This is a genomic window from Ruegeria sp. D7, assembly GCF_056534355.1.
This window is the reverse complement of the sequence record NZ_JBQFPG010000005.1, coordinates 249,438-269,371: the sequence shown is the minus strand read 5'-3', so window position 1 is coordinate 269,371 and position 19,934 is coordinate 249,438. Positions and strand designations below refer to the sequence as shown.

Sequence of the window (19,934 nt, the reverse complement as noted above, 5' to 3'; positions counted from 1 at the left end):
CGGTCATGAAATTCACCAAGCTCACCACATTGTTGGCGTCTGCAACCTTGGCGGTGTCCGGCACCATTGCTTTTGCGGCTGACTACACCCTGACAATTTCCAGCTGGGCCCCACCCACCCACGGCATCAACGCAAAGATGTGGCCCAAATTCGTCGAAATGGTAGAGGAGGCCACTGACGGGCAGGTCACCGCAGAGCTTAAGCTGGGTATCGCTCCACCGCCTGCGCAGATGGACCTGATTATGGATGGCGCGGCCGATGCCTCGATTATCTTTCACGGCTATCAACCGGGACGCTTCGTCACCACCAAGCTGATCGAACTGCCTGGTTACGAAGGCTCGGCCGAGGACGCTTCGGTTGCCTACTGGCGCGCCTACGACAAGTACTTGAAAGCTGCTGACGAGCATCGTGGTGTCAAAGTCATCGCCTTGCACACGCATGGACCCGCGCAGCTGCATTCCAGCGCGCCAGTAACCACTCTGGATGAGGTTTCGGGCCTGAAAGTACGTATCCCGGGTGGCGTTGGCGGAGACGTTGGTGCGGCGCTTGGCGCGACCGGCATCCAGGTGCCCGCTCCGAAAGTCTATGAAACACTGGCATCGAAAGCCGCTGACGGCGTGGTCATGCCACTGGAATCGCGCAAGGGTTTCAAGCTGACCGAGGTTGCGCAGAACGTCTATGAGATGCCCGGTGGCCTCTATCGTGGTTCGTTTGCATTCATCATGAACGAAGACACCTTCGCAGATCTGCCACCCGAGCTGCAGACGGCGCTGGAAGAAAACGTATTCGGTGAACCGCTGAGCCGTGAGATCGGCAAAATCTGGGATGAGATCGACGCCACTGGACGTGAGGCAACCGAGGCGGCGGAGGGCAATGCGATCAACGCTGCCACAGATGCGGATATGGAGAAGTTCTCGGCCATCGCCGAAGACATCCGCGGCAAGGTCATCGCCGAGGTTGACGCAACAGGTGTCGACGCTCAGGCCGCATATGACATGATCAAATCGGAAATGTCCTCCAACTGATCCGACTGCAGGGCGGCTCTTGCGCCGCCCTGACTTACCCTGCGCGAGTTTCCCATGACCCCTATTATTCAGCTTGTGCGCCGTGCCAGCGCCCTTCCCGTGATCGTGGCCTGCATTGCACTGTTTATCCTGATGGTAATGACCTTTTGCGACGTGATCCTGCGTTCGGTCTTCAATGCGCCCATTGAGGCCGCCACCGAGCTGACGCGCATTCTGATGGCAATTCTGGTGTTTTCTGTCCTCCCGATCGTCTCCACCACCAACGGCCATATCGCGGTTGATCTGACAGACGGGTTCTTCCACCGTCTGCACCTGTCGCGCGCGCGGGACGTGGTGATCTATGTGGTTAGCGGCATCATGCTGTTCTGGCCAGTCCAACGCGTTTGGGTCCTGGCTGAGCGGGCGCGGGATTATGGGGATGTGACTGAGTATCTTTCAATCCCCACCTACCTGATCGGCTGGTTCATTACCCTGTCAGTTGCCATCACCGCACTGGTGATGATCGCCACCGGGCTGCTAAAGGCCTTCGCCCCAAATACTCTGTCGGAGCCTATGTAATGACCGCAGCACTGATCGGATTTGCGATTGTATTGACCCTGGTGCTGGTGCGCCTTCCTATCGTCTTTGCCATGGGTCTGGTCGGCACATTGGGCTTTGCCTATGAGCGTGGCGGCTCAATCTTTGATGAGCGCGGGATGAAGGCTGCCATGTCCATGGTGGGCCGACAGATCACCGACACTGCGCAGGACTATGGTCTGTCGGTTGTGCCGCTGTTCATCCTGATGGGCCTGTTCGTGAACAAGGGCGGCATGGCGCGCGAGCTTTATGCGGTGTCCAACGCCTTTCTTGGCCACATGCGCGGTGGTATTGCCATGGCAACGGTTGCGGCCTGTGGCGGATTTTCGGCTATCTGCGGATCATCGCTGGCAACCGCCGCCACGATGTCAAAGGTCGCGATGCCGCAGATGCGGCGTTACGGCTATTCCGATGAACTCTCGACCGCCTCGATTGCCGCCGGTGGCACGCTTGGCATTCTGATCCCTCCATCGGTCATTCTGGTCATCTACGGGTTGCTGACCGAGACCTCGATCGGGAAACTGTTCATGGCGGGCATCATCCCCGGCATCCTCGGCATTCTGTTCTACCTCTTCGCCGTGCGCTGGACCGTCTGGCGCAACCCCGAGGCCGGCCCAGCCGGAGAGCGTGCCACATGGTCCGAACGCATCCGTGCGCTGGGTTCGGTTTGGGCGGTGCTGTTGTTGTTCTTCCTAGTGATTGGCGGGCTTTATGGAGCCTTCGATTTTGAGCCCCTAAACCTGACATTCTCACCCACCGAGGCCGCAGGTATGGGGGCCGCTGGGGCCTTTCTGATTGCACTCTTTCGTGGGGGTCTCACGGTTGGCTCGACATTCGAGGTGCTGAAAGAGACCTGCTTTACTGCGTCTGCCTTGTTCGCGGTGTTGATTGGTGCGCAGATATTCTCAAATTTCATCAATCTGGCCGGTTTGCCCGAAGCCCTGATCGCGATGGTGACCGCCTATGATGTGGCTCCGTTTGTCGTGATCCTGATGATCCTTGGTATCTACATCATTCTGGGTTGCGTCTTCGAATCTCTCTCGATGCTGTTGCTGACGGTTCCGATCTTCTTCCCGTTGGTCACGTCTCTGGGCTATGACCCAATCTGGTTTGGCATCGTCGTCGTGGTTGTCACCGAAATCTCGCTGATCACTCCACCCGTAGGCCTGAACGTCTTCATTCTGAAAGGCGTGGTGGGTGACGTCTCGACCGGCACCATATTTCGTGGCGTCACTCCGTTCTGGATCGCCGATATCTTCCGCCTCGCGCTGATCGTGCTGGTGCCCATCGTGGTGCTGTATCTGCCGCAGCAAATGGGCGCTTTGGGACACTAGTCCCACCGCATCAAACAGGAGAACACCATGTCCCTGCATCAGATTTCCAGCTTCGCCGCTGGTACTTGGGTCGCGCCTGGAGAAGGCGCACGCACCATCGCGTCCGCCATCACTGGCGCACCGTTTGCAAGCGCTGGCAATGCCGCGCTCGACGTGCAGGCGATGCTTGACTATGCGCGCAATACCGGTGGCCCCACGCTGCGCAAGTTAACGTTCCACGACCGTGCTCGGATGCTCAAGGCGTTGGCGCAAGAGCTTTCGGCGCATAAACAAGCCCTTTACGACCTGAGTTTCGAAACCGGAGCTACGCAGAAGGACCACCTGATCGATATCGATGGTGGCATCGGCACGATGTTTGTCTTTGCCTCAAAAGGCCGGCGCGAGATGCCGGATGCGCAGGTTTATCTGGACGGCGAAATCGAGCAGTTGTCACGCAATGGCACCTTTTTAGGGCAGCATATCTGCACGCCCCTGCAAGGGGTCGCGGTTCATATCAACGCCTTCAACTTCCCGGTCTGGGGGATGCTGGAAAAGCTGGCCCCGACGCTGCTGGCTGGCGTGCCTGCAATCGTCAAGCCGGCTACCAACAGTTGCTACGTCACCGAACTGGCAGTGCGGATCATGCTGGATAGCGGCATCCTGCCTGCCGGTGCGCTACAGCTGGTCTCAGGCGGGTTGGGCGACATGCTCGATCACTTGGATTGTCAGGATGTGGTCAGCTTCACAGGCTCGGCGAACACCGCGTTGAAGCTGCGGCAGACGCCTGCGATCTTGCAGAACTCGGTCCGGTTTGTGGCCGAGCAGGACAGCTTGAACGCTTCCATCCTCGGGCCCGATGCCACGCCCGGCACGCCCGAATTTGACCTGTTCGTCAAGGAAGTCTCGCGCGAGATGACCACAAAGGCGGGCCAGAAATGCACTGCGATCCGACGCATCATCGCGCCCCAGCTGCAGGTCGACGCCATAATTGCCGCGCTGTCTGACCGATTGGCAAATATCACCATCGGCGACCCCCGTTCCGACACCACTCACATGGGCGCGCTGGTGTCGAACGGGCAGAAAGCCGACGTTCTGGAAAAGGCAGCTCTGATCGGGCAAGAGGCTGAACGGGTTTATGGCAACCCCGACGCGTTCGACCTGCACGGCCCTGAAACCGGCGCATTCGTTCCCCCGATGCTGTTTTACTGTGCTGACCCCGACAAAGCGCAGCGCGTGCACGATACCGAGGCCTTCGGCCCAGTTTCGACCCTCATGGGCTACCGCGATCTGGATCATGCGGTGGCACTTGCCAATCGCGGGCAGGGGTCTCTGGTCACGTCGCTGATCACTCACGACACAAAGGTCGCGCACAACGTAGTGATGGGGGCCGCAGCCTATAACGGGCGGATTTACATCAACGACCGCGACTCGATGGCTGAATCGACCGGCCACGGATCTCCGTTGCCCCATATGGTGCATGGAGGGCCGGGCCGTGCGGGCGGTGGTGAGGAAATGGGCGGCGTGCGCGGTGTGAAACACTATATGCAGCGCACGGCCATTCAGGGCTCCCCGCGCATACTCAGTGGTATCAGCACCAAATGGGTGCCAGGAGCGCCCGAAATCCAAGGTCCGGCCCATCCCTTCACCCGTAAATTTGGTGAGTTGCAGGTCGGCGAGACGCTGCACACAGCCCCGCGCACTGTCACGCTGGAGGATATCGAACACTTCGCCAATTTCACCGGCGATACCTTTTATGCGCATATGGACGAGGACGCGGCGGCGCGAAATCCGTTCTTCCCCGGTCGTGTGGCGCATGGTTATCTGTTGCTCAGTTTTGCGGCGGGCCTATTTGTTGAACCGAACGAGGGGCCGGTGCTGGCCAATACCGGGCTGGACGGGCTGCGGTTCATGAAGCCCGTTGTTGCTGGCGACAGCATCAAGGTGCGCCTGACGGTAAAGCAGAAAACCCCACGCAATGACGATTATGGCGAGGTTCGCTGGCACGTGTCCCTGACCAATCAAGATGACGAACCGGTCGCAGAATACGAGCTTCTGACCATGAACGCCCGCTGACCCGCTGTACTACCTGTTTTTCTTATTGGGCCTAATGGGTTAAACTGGGTCCATGACCGAAAAGACCTCGTGGTTCGAAATGGCTGTGGCCGAACTGGCGGACCCGCAAGACCAGCGGGTCTGGTCGATTATCGTCTCGCTGTTTGGTGACATGGCACAAGAGCCCGGCGCGCAAATCTCGGGCGGTGTTCTGACCCGGATAATTGAGCCGATGGGCATCAAACCCGAAGCGATCCGCGTCGCTCTGCACCGGCTGCGCAAGGACGGCTGGATTGAAAGTGACCGGATTGGACGCGTCTCGCGCCATGTCCTCTCGGAATTCGGCCGGACGCAATCCGCCGCCGTCACGCCGCGCATATATGCGCGCGGTCCTTCGCCCATTGAAAATTGGCATCTTCTGATCGCCGAAGACGGGTCGGGCACTCAGGTGCTTGAGGACGTGATGCTCAGCGACGACTATATCCCTATTGGGCGCAACGTAGCGATGGGTGCGGGGCCTGTGTCCGATCAGTCAGACGGTTTGCTGGCCTTGGACATCTCTCCGCACGCAGCTCCCAAATGGGTGCAGGATCGGTTGTGTCCACCCGAATTGCGCGCCTCTTGCAAGGCTCTTCTGGGCGCGGTCGAACGCGCCGCGAAGTCCCGTCCCGAAGGCTGGGCGCCAACCCCCTTGCAGAGCGCAACACTGCGCACCCTGCTGGTGCATCGGTGGCGGCGCGTCGTGCTACGCCAGCCGGACTTACCTTTGGCTTTTTATCCTGTTGATTGGGCTGGCCCTGCTTGTCGCGATAGCGTGTTCGGGCTGCTTGATCTGCTGCCACGCCCCTCGGCTGACGTACTGAGCGGTAGTAGTTGACCGCTGAGCGGTCTGTTCAACCATATTATCAGTGCGGCGCACATACCGGGTGCTGGGAGCTTTTCTGACCAAGTCATACCAATTTACACACCAATAATTAGGTTGCGGTTATCTGCCTGCCAATTCAGCCGTTCAGAAAACGCATGGTGCAATCGGGCTCCGGGCAATACCATCGCCTGTGCAAACCTGCCGGAGAACCGTGATGTCGATTTTGCTAACGATTGTCTTGTTGCTGATGTCCCTTTTGCTGGGGATGCACATCTGGACTCGCCGCCTAACGCGGCAGGGCACCGAAATGGTGCCGCAACTGGGGCGGATCGTGCCCGTTCACGGTGGCAGCATTCACTATGTCGAAAAAGGCGACCCTTCCAACCCGACTATTGTCATGATCCATGGCCTATCAGGCCAATTGCAGCATTTTACGTATGCGTTAGTGGATGATCTTGCTCAGGATTATCACGTTCTCGCGGTTGACCGTCCGGGCTGTGGCTATTCCACGCGCGATGCTGCCCAGTTGGCGGAATTGCCCGAACAAGCCCGCATGATCCACGAGTTTCTGGAAACAAAGAACGTCGATCAAGCCACACTGGTCGGTCATTCTCTAGGTGGCGCTGTGTCTCTTGCGATGGCACTGGATTATCCCGACAACACGGCGGCATTGGCGCTTCTGGCCCCCTTGACGCAACAAATGCCGGAACCGCCCGCCGTTTTCAAACCACTTGAAATCCGTACCGAGTGGCTGCGCAACCTTATTGGCAATACAATCGCCGTCCCGATGGCCCGAAAAACCGCACCTCTCGTCCTGAAAGACGTCTTCGCACCCGAGCCCGCGCCCTCAGACTTCCTGAACCGTGCTGGGGGTGCCCTTGGTCTTCGCCCCTCGGCCTTTATCACCGCTTCACAGGATGTTGTTGGGGTAGAGGCCAGCATGGGTGCCCTGACTTCACGCTATAACGACCTGCGCGTGCCCGGAGGCATCCTGTTCGGCACAGAGGACCCGATCCTGTCCGCCGAGCTACACGGTGCTACAATGACGAAATTCGGCCTGACCTTTGAGGTCCTGGAACACCGGGGTCACATGATACTCATCACAGAACCCGAAGTCTGCGCGCGTTTCATCCGCCAGATCGCCGAGAATTCCCGCACCCGGCTGGCAGAGCAGGACGCGCATTGAATAACGCAATAAAGAATCTCGGCAGGCACGCTTTTCCCTCTTGACCCTCCCCGGCCCCTCGCTTAAATCGCCTCTCACTCGTGGCGGAGTAGCTCAGTTGGTTAGAGCAGCGGAATCATAATCCGCGTGTCGGGGGTTCAAGTCCCTCCTCCGCTACCAGAACTTCCCAAACAAGTATTAAGGCCCTGTTAGCTGCGTTTCCATTTGGATCGCGCCCTCGGGTTCCGTGCGAATTCAGACCAAGCACTGCAGATCTTTGCGCTTCGTTGGTCTGAGGTCGCGAAGCAAGTTCTACCGCAACGTAAAAGGTTGGTTCCGGGCATGAACCGCGTGATTATGGTACTAAATCCGAGAAAATCAAATAAACCGAACGATCGGTCGAAAATGTAGTTGAATACGAACGCAGACCGGGCCAGTCTTTGATCGCGCCGTGTCCGGGGATTCCCCGATTTACTACTGGCATTGCATTTCGTCTGAGGAGGCAGGATCATATGACCCAAGTCATCGGGTATGAGAAAGTGGGCGATATCGCCGTTTTGTCGGCTGAGAACCCACCCGTTAACGCGCTGGGCGTGGATGTGCGCCGGGGTTTGTTGTCTGCGATCGAACGTGCCGAAACAGAGGGCGCGCGCGCGGTTTTGATCTATGGTGAGGGTCGGACTTATTTTGCAGGCGCAGACATTCGCGAGTTTGGCAAGCCGCCACAGGACCCGTGGCTGCCCGCACTCTGTGATCGGATTGAGGCGTCGCCCTTGCTGGTGGTTTCTGCGTTGCATGGAACCGCGCTTGGTGGTGGGCTTGAGGTTGCTTTATCCTGTCATTATCGCGTTGCCGTGCCGTCTGCGAAGGTGGGGTTGCCCGAGGTTAATCTTGGTATCATTCCCGGTGCTGGCGGCACCCAGCGACTGCCGCGTGTTGCCGGGGTCGAGGCCGCATTGAACATGATCACGACGGCGCGGCACGTTCGTGCGCCAGAAGCGCTTGAGATGGGTGTGCTGGACAAAGTTCAGGATGGTGATCCGCGCGAGATCGGCCTGGCCTATGTCAGAGAGCTGCTTGCAACCGATGCACCTCGGCGTCCTGTTTGCGATATGGACCGGCCCGCCCCAATCGATTTTGATGCGGCCTATAACGCGGTGCTGAAGAAGGCCCGGGGCCAACTGTCGCCTGCGATTGCAGTGCGGGCAATACAAGCCAGTTGCGAGGCCGAGGATTTTGCATCCGGTTTGGCTCGCGAACGGGAATTGTTCATGGACCTGATGGGCTCGGATCAGCGCAAAGGGTTGATCCACGCATTCTTTGCGGAACGTGCGGTTGCAAAATTGCCCGAGTTGAATGGGGTCGAGCCGCGGGACCTGCAACAGGTCGGCGTCATCGGCGGCGGCACGATGGGCGCTGGGATTGCCACCTCAGTTCTGCTGGCGGGGCTTCCTGTCGTGCTGCTTGAGATGTCACACGAGGCAGCGCGGTCCGCTAAAGATCGTATCGCGGCAAATCTGGCTGGCGCCGTGAGGCGCGGAAAGCTGAGCCAGGACAAACATGATGATATTCTGCAGAACCGGCTGACCCTGGCCACGGACTATGACGCACTGAGTGGCGTCGATCTGGTGATCGAAGCCGTGTTCGAGGACATGGCAGTGAAGAAAAAGGTTTTTGCGCAACTGGATGCGGTCTGCAAAAGCGGTGCGGTATTGGCGACCAATACCTCATACCTTGATATCAACGAAATTGCCGGATCGACCGAAAGGTCACGGGATGTCATCGGTCTGCATTTCTTCTCCCCAGCACATGTGATGAAACTGCTTGAGATCGTGGTGGCGGATCACACCGCGCCCGAAGTTGTGGCAACGGGTTTCGCGTTGGGCAAGAGGTTGGGCAAGGTGGCCGTTCGGGCAGGTGTGTGCGACGGGTTCATAGGTAATCGGATTTTGGGCACATATCGGAACTGTGCTGATCACATGGTGCTGGATGGGGCGAGCCCATTCCAGATCGATGCTGCGCTGACCGGGTTTGGATTTGCGATGGGCCCCTATGCAGTGTCAGACTTGGCCGGATTGGACATTAGCTGGGCGGCGCGCAAGCGGAAACGGGCGGCAGGCCAGGATCCACGCGTTCGCGACAGTTTCTATGCCGACAAGCTGTGCGAGGCCGGACATTTCGGCCAAAAAACCGGCAAGGGCTATTACATATATGAAAATGGCAAGCGGGGTGGAGAGCCGAACCCCGAGCTGACATCATTAATCGAAGCCGAGCGTGCGGCCCAGAACATAACTCCACGCGCGTTTACGGATGAGGAGATCATACGTCGCTATATGGTCGCGATGGTGAATGAGGCGGCGAAGGTGGTAGGCGACGGCATCGCGCGTAGACCGCTGGATGTGGACGTTACGCTGCTCTATGGCTACGGTTTTCCGCGCTACTGGGGTGGGCCGCTGAAATGGGCAGATTTGCAGGGTTTGCCGGGCGTATTCAACGATATTCGCAAGTGGGCTGAAGAAGATGCCTTTTTCTGGCAACCTGCACCCCTGCTTGAACAACTGGTGGCCGAGAACCGCTGCTTTGATGATCTCAACAAAGATGCCTGAAGTCTCGGGGCAAAGGCTCCCGCGCCTGCGCAACATTGGCTGCGCCAATATTGCTAGCCGCCTTGGGCCCGGCATCGCGCAAAGCGCGATGCCGGGCCCAACAGGAGGAGGCGTTTCGTAAGAAACGTCGACGACTGGCGGGAGGGTTTGTTGTTAACCCAGTGCACCTTCGGCAGCAGTCCGCACAGCGCGAATATTGTCGCCATAGACCGACAGGTTTGAAACTGACCCGCCTTTAAAAACTGCTGATCCGGCGACCAACACGTCAGCGCCTGCAGCGGCCACCAGAGGCGCTGTTTTAGGATCAACGCCGCCATCGATTTCGATATGCACAGGACGGTTACCGATCATCTCGCGCAGGCGCCTAACCTTTGCGGTCATGTCGATGAATTTTTGACCCCCGAAGCCGGGGTTGACGGTCATGACGCACACCAGATCAGTCAGGTCCAACAGATGTTCGACGGCCTCGGCAGGCGTCCCGGGATTCAACGCGATCCCTGCTTTCATTCCCGCAGCGCGTATCGCCTGCAGCGTGCGGTGCGAATGCGGCCCCGCTTCGACGTGCGCGGTCAGCACATCAGCGCCCGCATCGGCATAGGCTTGAATATAAGGATCGACCGGAGTGATCATCAAATGCACATCCATGACGGTCTTAACATGTGGGCGAAACGCTTTGACCGCTGGGGGACCAAAAGTGAGGTTTGGGACAAAGTGGCCGTCCATCACGTCCACATGAACCCAATCCGCCCCTTGCGCTTCGATGGCCTGAATCTCCTGTCCGAAATTTGCGAAATCGGCTGACAGGATCGAGGGAGCGATCTTGATGGAACGGTCAAAGCTCATGACTGGCCTCATGTGGGTGTGCTGTTGCGGTGGCGTATACCCTCGACTCGCGTCAATGCATAGGCCTGACTGCGGTGAAGCTTATCGATAGATTCAATATACAAACCCGCCTGTTCAAAGCCTGCTCAGGCGCGATAGAAAAAATATCGATCGGGCGCGATGGTCTCGGGGCCTTCAATCTGCGCAAAACCCGTCAACGGTTGCCCTGAAATCAACAACCCACCGGGTCGCATGACCTGTTTGATCAGAGGGCTGAGGCGCGCCGCTTCGGCAACATCTTCTGACTTGATCCCGCGGCCGAAATCGTAGTGCGCCAGCGCGATTGTTTGGCCTGCGTCCGCCAGTTTACGCAACATCGGCTCTGCCTCACCCTGCAGGAAATCCTGTGCCGGTGGCGTGCTGTCGGGATGACACTGCAAGACGCGATCCATCACCCATATACGCCGAGAGGGCAGGATTTCACGCAGATGATCATAGGTACGTCCGTTACCTAGCCCCAGGTCCAGAACGTCCCCTTCCATGGTGCCGATCTGTGCGGCGGCCCAGTTTAGCCCGTCGCGTTGCGCCGTCAGGCGGCGCAGCATGGAATCCAGTCGGCTCATTCGGGCTCTCCTTGCGAGTTCAGTTACGTGGCGCGGTCCAGGGTGTGCCCGGTCCATCAAGCAGCCTGTGCAACAGATCCTGTGTAAACGTCCAGATGTCCTGATCATGGACCAGATGATGCGTCAACACCCCAAATGCTTCGGCATTGTCTGCGCGACCGGTGCGTCGGTCATGCAGCAGCTCAACTGTCTGTGCGATCAGTCTGTCAGGGTCGATTAAACCGCGCGTCCCGCGCCAGTCGATTGGATCGAGATGTGTGTTTACCTGCGCGAGGCCGGGCGCTGCGAGCAGTATCTTTCGGGGGGTCGCCGTCGACAGAACCCGATAGCCCAGCCCGTGAAGCTGCATGGCGACTTTGGAGTCGATCCGATTCCACGGGGGCACAAACATCGGACGCAAGTTGTCACCAAACAATTCTCGCAACCGGTACAATCCAGCCTCGGCATCTGCAACTACCGCTTCAAGGGGCCGGTGCAGGCGAAATTCGGCTTTCTTCTCGTCCGCAGGCGCGTGGTTCTGATGCGCCCAGCCATGCACAACCGGGATCAAAACAGACTGATCTGACACATACTCTGCAAGTACCGTCTGCGCCTCACGCGGGATTACCGCCAGATGGACTGGCATGCCGAGCTCGTCTGACATGGCCGATAGCTTTTCTATCTGTGGTGTCACTGCAACTGCATCGTCATCACGCCACCACAAGGGCAGGGTCAATCCTGCATCCTGCCAGCGCCGCAACTCTGACTGCAAGGGGCGCCAATCAGGCCTCATCGGCTGGCCTCGTACAAGCTCACTGCAATATCCACTGACCGGCGCGCGCCATCAAACCCTTCGGTCATCGGGGGGCGTTCAACACTCGAAATGACATGCTCCAGCGCATTGGCCAGCGAGCCGGCGGTCAGGTCAGAACTGTTAAGCACCTCGATCCCGTTCAACTGCGAAAGAGATCGCGCGCGCAAAGATTGCTCAACCTCTTTGCCATCATCGAAGGGGATCAGAACCGCCGGGGTACCGCTTTGCAGCAGGTCCATGGCGGTGTTGTAACCGCACATGCTGACCGAGGCGGCGGCAAGCGGCAGCATTTGGCGAAAATCAGGGCGGACGGTTTCAAGAAGAACCGATGAACCCTCGGCCATTTGCGAAAGCTCGGCGATCCGCGCATTGGCATCCTGCCCGCCCACCAACAGGCGCCAGCGCCTGTTGGGCATCTTTCGGGCGGCCTCGATGGCCGCTTGAAAGATCGGCTGGCCGACCGACCCGCCACCCGCGCTGACCAATATCTCGCCCTGGCCTATGCCATCCGGATGACTTGGCGCAGCACTTGGGGCCACGAAACCGGTATAATGCAGGCGCGATGCCAGTTGATCCGAGACAGGCCAACTGACCTCCAGTTCGGTGATCTTGGGGTCGGAATGGACCAGAACGCCGTCGTAAAACTCTGCGATAACCTCATCCGTTTGGGTTACTTTTGCAGACTTCGATGGCGGTGCAAGAATGTCACGGATCGAACCCAGGATGATGGGCGGCTGAGGAAGGTTCCGCGCGGCTTCCAACGCAGAACGGAATTCTGCGGCCAAGGAGCGCCGCCCGAACGGATAGAGCTCGGTGATCAATATTTGTGGCCCAAAGCTGCGGACCGCCTGCGTCAGAGCGTTGGTGCGCGCAGCGAAATAGGCCGGGTCAGCAACAGTACCACTCTGATCAAGCAGGCGGGTGAAATCGGTGCCGTCAGACCGCAGCGGCGGTAAGTTCAGAAATGACAACCCACGTGTGTCAAGCTGTGGCGCAGGCATTCCGCCCGAGACCATAAACACTTCATGGTCCTGTTCGGCGAATGCGCGCCCCAATGTGAGGGCTCGGCTCAGATGCCCGGTGCCCAACAGATGGGTAACAACGATCATCACCTTCATGGTCAAACCTCACGCGCAATCAATCGAACGGGTTCGGGTTCAGGCCGCATTTCGTCCAGGTTTACGATAAACAGTCTGTTACGCTTGATCTTAAACGGTGCGGGTCCGGCAAAATTCCAGCCCCAGGCCTTGGCCAATATTACCCTCATGATTCCGATGTGGCAGACAGCAAGATTGTCTCCCCGCAACTCGGTCAACCATGGATTAAGCCTTGCCCATAATTCAGCCGGGCTTTCACCGCCCGGTGGCCGATAATCCCAGCCCCAGTCTTCGATGTGGCGGTAACCGCTATCGGGTGTCTCGATCAGCTCAGCACCGCGCTGTCCCTCCCATTCGCCCCAATTCATCTCGGTCAGCGCCTGAGAAGTTTTGGGCGCTTTATCCGATACCAACTGCGCTGTTTCAGACGCGCGGCTTAGCGGGCTGGACCAGATTGATGCTGCGTTCCACGGCGATGGCAGGCAATACCCCGCAAGTTCAGCCCGCGCGTCGGTATCCAACGGGATGTCGCTGCGCCCCTGAATGCGACCCGCGCGATTCCAATCCGTGTGTCCATGGCGCAGAAGGGCGAGACGGGTCATCAACTTTTCTCCAACAAGGGGCGCACAGTGGTCCAGAACCGCTCGGTGGCGGATGGCATCAGATGGCGGTGCGCGACATAGGCGCGGGCACGATTGCCCTCAGACTGGCTCAGGTCGGGATGGTCCAGAAACCTCTGTATACGCGCGGCCAACCCTTTGGCACCCGATCCGGTATCGGGATGATCGGAAGGTATCAGCACATCACGAACACCGGGGCGATCTTGCGCTGCGACGGGAACGCCGCAGGCCTGGGCCTCAAGATAGACCATACCATAGGCTTCGTTGACCCCAGGCCAAACGAACAAGGACGCTTGGCTGTACCGGGCCCGCAACGCGTCCCGATCCAGCTGACCCAGAAACCGGACACGAGGTCCGAACCGCGCCATCAGCGCCTCGACTTCCAATCGGGCCGGGCCATCGCCTACCACGTCCAACGCCCAATCCCCTGTCAGATGTTCCAGCGTGTCGGCCAGAATGGCGTACGAGGCCTGCTTGTCCCCCGGCCGCATCATGCCCACGGTCAGCATCGGCCCATCACGGGTCGAAACAGGGGGTAATTCCGTGATGGGAAGAAACGGAGGCAGCTCGACGAGCGCCTGCGTACCGAACCTTTCCCGTTCTAACGTGATCAGATCGTTGGCAGTGTGGTAAAAAATCACCTCCGCAGAATCGCACGCGTCGTGCGCCGCTTGCGCAAAATCAGCCCATGGGCCTGCAAGCCGGCTGGTGGCGCGGGTACTTTCCAGCTGCACATACGGGATGTCTCTTGCGCGGCTCACGGCCGGGCCGAGCAGGTCGGGGGCCTTGTAGTAGTTGTGATAAGTCACCCACAGGTTCGTGTCAGAGGGCAGTTCCTCAGCCAGTCGTGCAGCCTCGGCATTTGCCTTGCGGCGGAATTCGTCCTGAAGCGCGCGGTCGCCTGCTTTGTCGTAAATCCGCAAATGCGAGGCCAAGTCGACAATGTCTCCCTGAGCGCCGAGGGCCTGCATCAGGTTGCGGGCCATTTCGCGATCACCCGAGGGCTTGGGACTGTCGGGGGACTTCATCGGTGCATAGAAAGCCACCCGCGCCATCAGGGTCCGTCCGCGCACAAGGCGCTGAGCCGCTCGGACAAGCGACGTATGCCCGGGTCCATCCGGAAGTCGGCGATCAACCGGTCATACGCGGCCTCAGCCATCTCGGCCGTTCTGGTCGGGTTCTGGGCGAGATCCGCAATAGCCGAGGCCAGAGAGGTCGGGTCATCTGCTGACAACTGACCGTGAACACCGGAATCAATGAACTCCGGGATGGCTGACACCGGCGTTGACAGGATCGGGAGGCGCTGGGACGCGGCTTCCATCAAAACATTGGGTAAACCATCGCGGTCGCCGTCGGCAGCAATTCTGCTGGGCAGGACAAACAGATCAGAGCGGCGCATCTCGGCAATGACTTCCGGTTGATCGCAAGCCCCCATCCACGTGATCCGATCGGAAATCCCTGCGGCATCGGCTTGTGCGCTCAACTCATCGCCCAGGTTTCCGCCGCCGATATGGGTCCAATGCCAATTCAGCGATCTGGGGAGCAGCGCGAAAGCTTGGAGAAGCCGGTCAAAGCCCTTCTTTTCGACAAGACGCCCGACCGACAGCATGTGAAAGGGTGCATCCGCTGCACGCGAACACTGCTGGGGAGGTGCAGGAAACCGCGACAGGTCCAGCCCATGATAGATCAGTTCTACCCGCGCAGGATCATCCGCCAGTTCGCGCAGATGTGCGGCACCAATGGCAGTACAGGTTGCCCCGAAGATGGCGCCGTGAGAGGCCAGTTGCAGCTTTTCCCGCTTTTCCCAGTCTGGTGAGGTCCAGATATCTTTGGCATGCGCCGAAAAACTCCAGGGCAGGCCGCGCATGATAGACGCATAGCGGGCGACCGAAGACGGAGTGTGCATGAAATGCGCATACAGCGCCTGCGTTTGATCGGGCAGCTCAGCGGCCAATACGCAGGCCTGACCAAACCGGCGAATTCGGTTGTGAGTCGGGTCTCGGCGAAGGTCTTGCCGCCAGACCTGGTAAGCTTGCGCGTATCCGGGCAGACGAGCTGCAATGTCTCGCGCAGTCGCCAGCCGCTCAGGCTCTTCATAAAGGTATTCCGGTAGGTAATGCACCTGCCCCTTGAAGCGATCGTGCAGAGGATGGCGCTTGGTATCGGTCGGGTGGCGCAACGACCAGATATCGAAGCTGTGCCCTGCCTCCTGCAAGGCCACCAATTCTTGCGCGATGAACGTCTCGGACAGGCGCGGCCAGCCTTTGACCAGCACCGCCAGCTTGGGGGGTTCGCGCGTCATCCGGTGGCGCGCTCTTGTTCCGCGCCTAGCAGCGCGTTTATGCGATGAGTGACGTAGTTTAGCCCGTCCAACAACCCTGCGCGAATGGCCTGCGAAGGCAGCGGCTGATGGGGCAAGGCGCGGATCGCGCGGATCATTGCATCCGCCGTCAGACCGTCACGGTTTTCATCCAGCATGCGTACCAGACCCAGATCCTCGGCGCGCGAGGCACGAATCCATTGCTCCAGCCGCGGCGTCGTGCGCGGAACAATGACGGCGCGTTTGTCGAAGGACAAAACCTCGCAGAAGGTATTGTACCCGCCCATGCAGACCACACCGGCAGCGCCCGCGAACAGCGTTTCGATCTGCGATTCAAAGCCAACGGCGGTCACACGGCCATTTAGGGCGGCGACACGGGTTTCAAAATCTTCGCGTAGTTCGCCTGACAGGAAGGGCCCATAGACCAGCACAGCGCGGGGTGACAGATCCGGGTCTTTTTCATATGCGGACAGCACCAAATTGACCATCGCCTTGCCATCCCCGCCACCACCAGGGGTGATCAGGATATACGGTTGTTCTGGTGGCTCACCAACCGGCCCAAGATCGCGACGTAGATACCCTGTCCAATGAATGCGCTGTTGCGTCGCCGGGCTGAGGGGAAGGCCTTGTGTAGGATCGTAGACCGATCGCAACCCATATACCCAGATCTCATCATAGAATCGTTCAGTCGCCGAGATCGCGTCCTTACGCTCCCATTCGGCGGCCAGTACTTCGGGCTCATCCAGAACGTCGCGCAGGCCCAGAACCAATTTGGTTGAGCAGGAGTTTTCAAGATACTCAAGCGTCGGCAGCAGCTCACCGCGAAAACCGGTAGGCTCTTTGTCGACGATCAGTACATCGGGGTCGAACTGTTCGACAGATGTCTGGATCAGGCTTGCGCGCAACTCAGTCACATCATCGATGCCCATGCCAATGGTCTGCGAAGCATACGAGCCGTCGGCGCGTTTGGTGACCCCGGGTAGACGGACATGGTCAACCCGACGCGGAAAAGTAAACCGTCCGGCAATGGGTGAACCGGTCAATATGAGGGCCGAAGCGCGTTGATCGGCTTGTGTTATGGCCGCAGCCAGCGCGCGTGACCGGCGCAGGTGACCTAGGCCGAACGTGTCGTGACTATATAGCAGGATGCGCGGTGCGCGGCCGTGATTTTCGTTTTTGATCCCTAGGCTCATGCCTTCGCCTGTTTCGGTTCCGGTGCAACTCCGCGCGTCTGCACCTGATTATCGTAATTCTGCCAGACCTTCTTGCCAAAGGCACAGATTCCGCCGTCCAAATGCGCCAAACATTGCGAATTGGCAACAGCATAATGCCACCGCCGGCAACAGGCGCACCTTGCGATATGCAGGCCGATGGTTCTTCATGCACAAGCCAATTCGGAGGCTGGACGCCTCAGGTGGTCATATTCAATTTTTGTTGTCTTGGAAACACTTTATCCCATCCATTGCGTCAGGAACACGGGCTCTCACGATGTTGACACCGCGTGTGCGGATGATTTGAACAGCCTTCTGAGGTTCTATAGTCTTGGACGCAGCTACGAATTGGATGCGATATACGATGAAAATGAATGTTCTGGCCGGGCTGATTTTGGTGATTTGGGCGGCAATGCTGGCCAGTGCAACTGACGCGGTTGCGCAAACTTCGCTTATTCCTGGATACCCAATAGGATCAAGCGAGGAAACCGGTTCTTCAAGCTCTGCCGCTGACAGCGATCTGGCGGCGGCCATTCGTTCCGCTTCCGAGGCGGGCGCAAGCGTAATCGTAATCGACAGCGCCGGGCAGGTTGTATCGGCTGCGGGCAATAGCGGTGATGCGACGCCAGAGGCAGATAGCATTGATCACATGGCTGAGGGTTCTCAGCTGATGAAGGCGCAAGAGCGGTTCTCAAAGTTCCGGGATTCCGTACGCTCGCGGATGGAGGCGCTGCCCTATTCGGTCTTTGAGGTCCAATACATCCTCAGACAGACCAGTCCGGACGGACGGATTCAGACTTATGTCGAAGTGTTGATCCTGAACGTGTTGTTCCTGCTGTTGGGGCGCTGGTTGTCGACTGAAATCTACGGTAAGCGCTTCGCAAAGCGTTGGGTGGTTGCGCGCATCAAGGAAAACCCGGTCGGCTATCGTGAAAAGATGCCTTTCCTGGTTTACCGCTTCGTGATGGGAATTGGCGGTACGGTCTTTGCCATGCTCATGGCGCTGATCGTCGGCTATCTGTTCTTTGGTGAAGCGGAAGACATATCGATCCAGTTTACCGTTACGGCAATCTTTACCGCGTTCTTCCTGTCGCGCACCGTCTCGGACTTGTGGCGGATGGTTTTGTCGCCTTACCTCAGCCAGTATCGCTTGCCGCCTTTTTCAGATCGGGACGCCAAGCGCCTGTATATCTGGGCGTCAGCACTGGCGACCTATGATATCTCGGTTGTTCTGTTCTCGACATGGGTAGCGGATTTTGGGCTGAACTATAACGTCTATGCCATGGTCTATGGCAGCCTGACGCTGATCGGAGCGCTAGGCAACATACTGATGATCCTGTTCAATGCACGCGCGATTTCGAACGCTATTCGTGGCGGGCGTGCTCCGGATCAGGTGTCTTGGATACTGAAGTTCATCTCTTTCGCCTGGGCGCCGGTTCTGGTGCTTTATATGGTGTTCAGCTGGTTCAAACTGGCCGTTGATCTGGTGCTCGAGGTTCAGGATTCGATCCCGATCGTGGCCAGCAGCTATGCCATCTTTATGTCCGTCGTCGTGGCCTACGGCGCGATGAACTATCTGCTTGAAAGGTATTTTGATCGCAATCGCAGAATTGAGGTGATGAATGCCGACGCAGAAGCGGCTGAGCAGATCGAGGATGAGCTGGTGGCTGATACGCCGCAGGCCGAAAAGCGCAAACACGCCATTCTGACGTACGAAGACCTTGCCCGTCGTGTGGCAGGCATTCTGGCCTTTGTGGTGGGGCTCTATGCGCTGGTAGTGATATGGAACCCGCAGGCCAATTGGTCGGATGACTTGCCTATCGAGCGGGCGCTGGATGTGATGGTGATCCTGTTTATGGGTTACATTCTGTTTCACTTCTTCCGCGTCTGGATAGATAGCAAGATCGCGGAAGAGACGGATGACGGCGGTGCTGAAGCCGAGCTGGGCGACGAAGGAGGCGAAGGCGGGCAGAGCCGTCTTGCAACTTTGTTGCCTCTGTTCCGCGGGGCCATTCTGGCTGTGGTCGTTGTGACCATCGCGCTGATTGTATTGATGGAACTGGGGATCAATGTCAGCCCGCTGTTTGCCGGTGCAGGTGTTGTGGGTCTGGCCGTTGGTTTCGGGTCGCAAACCTTGGTCCGCGACATCTTCTCGGGTGCGTTCTTCCTGATGGATGATGCTTTCCGAAAGGGTGAATACATCGACATTGGTGATGTGAAAGGGACGGTCGAAAAGATATCGGTCCGGTCCTTCCAACTGCGCCACCACCTTGGTGCGCTCAACACGATCCCATTTGGAGAGATCAAGGTTCTGACAAACTATTCCCGCGACTGGGTAATCATGAAGCTGCCGTTGCGGGTGACCTATGACACCGATGTCGAAAAGGTGCGGAAGCTGATCAAGAAGCTGGGTCAGGAGCTGCTGAGCGATCCGGTGATTGGTGATAACTTCATTCAGCCGCTGAAATCGCAGGGTGTGATCGAGATGCAGGATTCGGCGATGATTATCCGGGTCAAGTTCATGACCAAACCGGGTGATCAGTGGCTGGTGCGCAAGAAAGTCTATCAGGATATTCGTGAGCTGTTTGCCCGTGAAGGCATCCGGTTTGCGCATCGGGAAGTCACCGTGCGACTGGCGGATGACAAAGAGGCCGAGGACCTGACTCCCAAACAACGCGAGGCTGTCACAGGGGCCGTTCAGGCCGCGATTGACGAAGACTATCTGGACGATATCGGCCCCGGCGGTGGCGATGATCGCTAGGAGGGCTCCCGCCCCTTTGGTTTGCGTCTCTGGCGAGACGTCAACCAAAGCGTTGGGCCGGGCCGCGCGTCCCGCGCGGCGGCAG

General features: G+C 58.5%; 16 protein-coding genes and 1 tRNA gene. 9 read left to right on the top strand and 8 right to left on the bottom strand.

Annotated features, from left to right (window positions below):
• Positions 1 to 5 precede the first annotated feature (5 nt).
• From ACRZ9U_RS10290 to ACRZ9U_RS10255, 8 genes are all read left to right on the top strand, one after another.
• Positions 6 to 1,025, top strand: coding sequence for a TRAP transporter substrate-binding protein (locus ACRZ9U_RS10290; RefSeq protein WP_170397704.1), 1,020 nt, complete (start codon positions 6 to 8; stop codon positions 1,023 to 1,025).
• A 54-nt stretch (positions 1,026 to 1,079) separates the two neighbouring features.
• Positions 1,080 to 1,583: a TRAP transporter small permease gene (locus ACRZ9U_RS10285; RefSeq protein WP_170397701.1), complete on the top strand. Its 504-nt coding sequence runs from the start codon at positions 1,080 to 1,082 to the stop codon at positions 1,581 to 1,583.
• Positions 1,583 to 2,935, top strand: a complete 1,353-nt coding sequence (locus tag ACRZ9U_RS10280) for a TRAP transporter large permease (RefSeq protein ID WP_170404665.1) — start codon at positions 1,583 to 1,585, stop codon at positions 2,933 to 2,935. The genes ACRZ9U_RS10285 and ACRZ9U_RS10280 overlap by 1 nt, the downstream gene beginning before the upstream one ends.
• A gap of 27 nt (positions 2,936 to 2,962) precedes the next feature.
• The gene (paaZ, locus tag ACRZ9U_RS10275) at positions 2,963 to 4,987 is read left to right on the top strand and encodes a phenylacetic acid degradation bifunctional protein PaaZ (protein ID WP_170404662.1); all 2,025 of its coding nucleotides are present in this window, start codon (positions 2,963 to 2,965) and stop codon (positions 4,985 to 4,987) included.
• Between the two features lie 52 nt (positions 4,988 to 5,039).
• Positions 5,040 to 5,843 carry a PaaX family transcriptional regulator C-terminal domain-containing protein gene (locus tag ACRZ9U_RS10270; protein ID WP_170404659.1) on the top strand — a complete coding sequence of 268 codons (804 nt, stop codon included), beginning with the start codon at positions 5,040 to 5,042 and terminating at the stop codon, positions 5,841 to 5,843.
• A 202-nt stretch (positions 5,844 to 6,045) separates the two neighbouring features.
• Positions 6,046 to 7,017, top strand: coding sequence for an alpha/beta fold hydrolase (locus tag ACRZ9U_RS10265; RefSeq protein ID WP_170404656.1), 972 nt, complete (start codon positions 6,046 to 6,048; stop codon positions 7,015 to 7,017).
• 82 nt (positions 7,018 to 7,099) lie between these two features.
• Positions 7,100 to 7,176: transfer RNA gene (locus tag ACRZ9U_RS10260), tRNA-Met, on the top strand.
• Between the two features lie 332 nt (positions 7,177 to 7,508).
• On the top strand, positions 7,509 to 9,602 hold the full coding sequence (locus ACRZ9U_RS10255; protein ID WP_170404653.1) for a 3-hydroxyacyl-CoA dehydrogenase NAD-binding domain-containing protein: 2,094 nt from the start codon (positions 7,509 to 7,511) through the stop codon (positions 9,600 to 9,602).
• A 153-nt stretch (positions 9,603 to 9,755) separates the two neighbouring features.
• Here ACRZ9U_RS10255 and rpe read toward each other — a convergent pair whose 3' ends face one another.
• The 8 genes from rpe to ACRZ9U_RS10215 form a co-directional block, all read right to left on the bottom strand.
• The gene (gene rpe / locus ACRZ9U_RS10250; RefSeq protein ID WP_480901709.1) at positions 9,756 to 10,445 is read right to left on the bottom strand and encodes a ribulose-phosphate 3-epimerase; all 690 of its coding nucleotides are present in this window, start codon (positions 10,443 to 10,445) and stop codon (positions 9,756 to 9,758) included.
• Between the two features lie 125 nt (positions 10,446 to 10,570).
• Positions 10,571 to 11,047 carry a class I SAM-dependent methyltransferase gene (locus ACRZ9U_RS10245; RefSeq protein WP_170404645.1) on the bottom strand — a complete coding sequence of 159 codons (477 nt, stop codon included), beginning with the start codon at positions 11,045 to 11,047 and terminating at the stop codon, positions 10,571 to 10,573.
• Between the two features lie 19 nt (positions 11,048 to 11,066).
• A complete protein-coding gene (locus ACRZ9U_RS10240) occupies positions 11,067 to 11,819 on the bottom strand; it encodes a polysaccharide deacetylase family protein (RefSeq protein WP_170404641.1) in 753 nt (250 codons plus the stop codon).
• Positions 11,816 to 12,958: a glycosyltransferase gene (locus ACRZ9U_RS10235; protein ID WP_170404639.1), complete on the bottom strand. Its 1,143-nt coding sequence runs from the start codon at positions 12,956 to 12,958 to the stop codon at positions 11,816 to 11,818. The genes ACRZ9U_RS10240 and ACRZ9U_RS10235 overlap by 4 nt, the downstream gene beginning before the upstream one ends.
• 2 nt (positions 12,959 to 12,960) lie before the next feature.
• A complete protein-coding gene (locus ACRZ9U_RS10230; protein ID WP_170404636.1) occupies positions 12,961 to 13,539 on the bottom strand; it encodes a histidine phosphatase family protein in 579 nt (192 codons plus the stop codon).
• On the bottom strand, positions 13,539 to 14,612 hold the full coding sequence (locus ACRZ9U_RS10225; RefSeq protein WP_170404633.1) for a glycosyltransferase: 1,074 nt from the start codon (positions 14,610 to 14,612) through the stop codon (positions 13,539 to 13,541). The genes ACRZ9U_RS10230 and ACRZ9U_RS10225 overlap by 1 nt, the downstream gene beginning before the upstream one ends.
• Entirely contained in the window at positions 14,612 to 15,859 is a 1,248-nt protein-coding gene (locus tag ACRZ9U_RS10220) for a glycosyltransferase (RefSeq protein ID WP_170404631.1), read from the bottom strand. Before ACRZ9U_RS10220 ends, ACRZ9U_RS10225 begins: the two co-directional genes overlap by 1 nt.
• Complete coding sequence (locus ACRZ9U_RS10215) at positions 15,856 to 17,070, bottom strand: hypothetical protein (RefSeq protein WP_170404628.1); 1,215 nt, start codon at positions 17,068 to 17,070, stop codon at positions 15,856 to 15,858. Before ACRZ9U_RS10215 ends, ACRZ9U_RS10220 begins: the two co-directional genes overlap by 4 nt.
• A 382-nt stretch (positions 17,071 to 17,452) precedes the next feature.
• On the opposite strand from ACRZ9U_RS10215, the gene ACRZ9U_RS10210 reads away from it, so the two are divergent.
• Positions 17,453 to 19,849, top strand: coding sequence for a mechanosensitive ion channel family protein (locus tag ACRZ9U_RS10210; RefSeq protein ID WP_170404625.1), 2,397 nt, complete (start codon positions 17,453 to 17,455; stop codon positions 19,847 to 19,849).
• Positions 19,850 to 19,934 lie beyond the last annotated feature (85 nt).

Bases quoted from the DNA above. Each gene is read 5' to 3' on its own strand.
- ACRZ9U_RS10210 (WP_170404625.1), top strand. From the start codon at position 17,453: ATGAAAATGAATGTTCTGGCCGGGCTGATTTTGGTGATTTGGGCGGCA.
- ACRZ9U_RS10245 (WP_170404645.1), bottom strand. From the start codon at position 11,047: ATGAGCCGACTGGATTCCATGCTGCGCCGCCTGACGGCGCAACGCGAC.
- ACRZ9U_RS10255 (WP_170404653.1), top strand. From the start codon at position 7,509: ATGACCCAAGTCATCGGGTATGAGAAAGTGGGCGATATCGCCGTTTTG.
- paaZ (WP_170404662.1), top strand. From the start codon at position 2,963: ATGTCCCTGCATCAGATTTCCAGCTTCGCCGCTGGTACTTGGGTCGCG.
- ACRZ9U_RS10235 (WP_170404639.1), bottom strand. From the start codon at position 12,958: ATGAAGGTGATGATCGTTGTTACCCATCTGTTGGGCACCGGGCATCTG.
- ACRZ9U_RS10285 (WP_170397701.1), top strand. From the start codon at position 1,080: ATGACCCCTATTATTCAGCTTGTGCGCCGTGCCAGCGCCCTTCCCGTG.
- rpe (WP_480901709.1), bottom strand. From the start codon at position 10,445: ATGAGCTTTGACCGTTCCATCAAGATCGCTCCCTCGATCCTGTCAGCC.
- ACRZ9U_RS10220 (WP_170404631.1), bottom strand. From the start codon at position 15,859: ATGACGCGCGAACCCCCCAAGCTGGCGGTGCTGGTCAAAGGCTGGCCG.
- ACRZ9U_RS10270 (WP_170404659.1), top strand. From the start codon at position 5,040: ATGACCGAAAAGACCTCGTGGTTCGAAATGGCTGTGGCCGAACTGGCG.
- ACRZ9U_RS10290 (WP_170397704.1), top strand. From the start codon at position 6: ATGAAATTCACCAAGCTCACCACATTGTTGGCGTCTGCAACCTTGGCG.
- ACRZ9U_RS10225 (WP_170404633.1), bottom strand. From the start codon at position 14,612: ATGGCGCGGGTGGCTTTCTATGCACCGATGAAGTCCCCCGACAGTCCC.
- ACRZ9U_RS10280 (WP_170404665.1), top strand. From the start codon at position 1,583: ATGACCGCAGCACTGATCGGATTTGCGATTGTATTGACCCTGGTGCTG.
- ACRZ9U_RS10230 (WP_170404636.1), bottom strand. From the start codon at position 13,539: ATGACCCGTCTCGCCCTTCTGCGCCATGGACACACGGATTGGAATCGC.
- ACRZ9U_RS10215 (WP_170404628.1), bottom strand. From the start codon at position 17,070: ATGAGCCTAGGGATCAAAAACGAAAATCACGGCCGCGCACCGCGCATC.
- ACRZ9U_RS10240 (WP_170404641.1), bottom strand. From the start codon at position 11,819: ATGAGGCCTGATTGGCGCCCCTTGCAGTCAGAGTTGCGGCGCTGGCAG.
- ACRZ9U_RS10265 (WP_170404656.1), top strand. From the start codon at position 6,046: ATGTCGATTTTGCTAACGATTGTCTTGTTGCTGATGTCCCTTTTGCTG.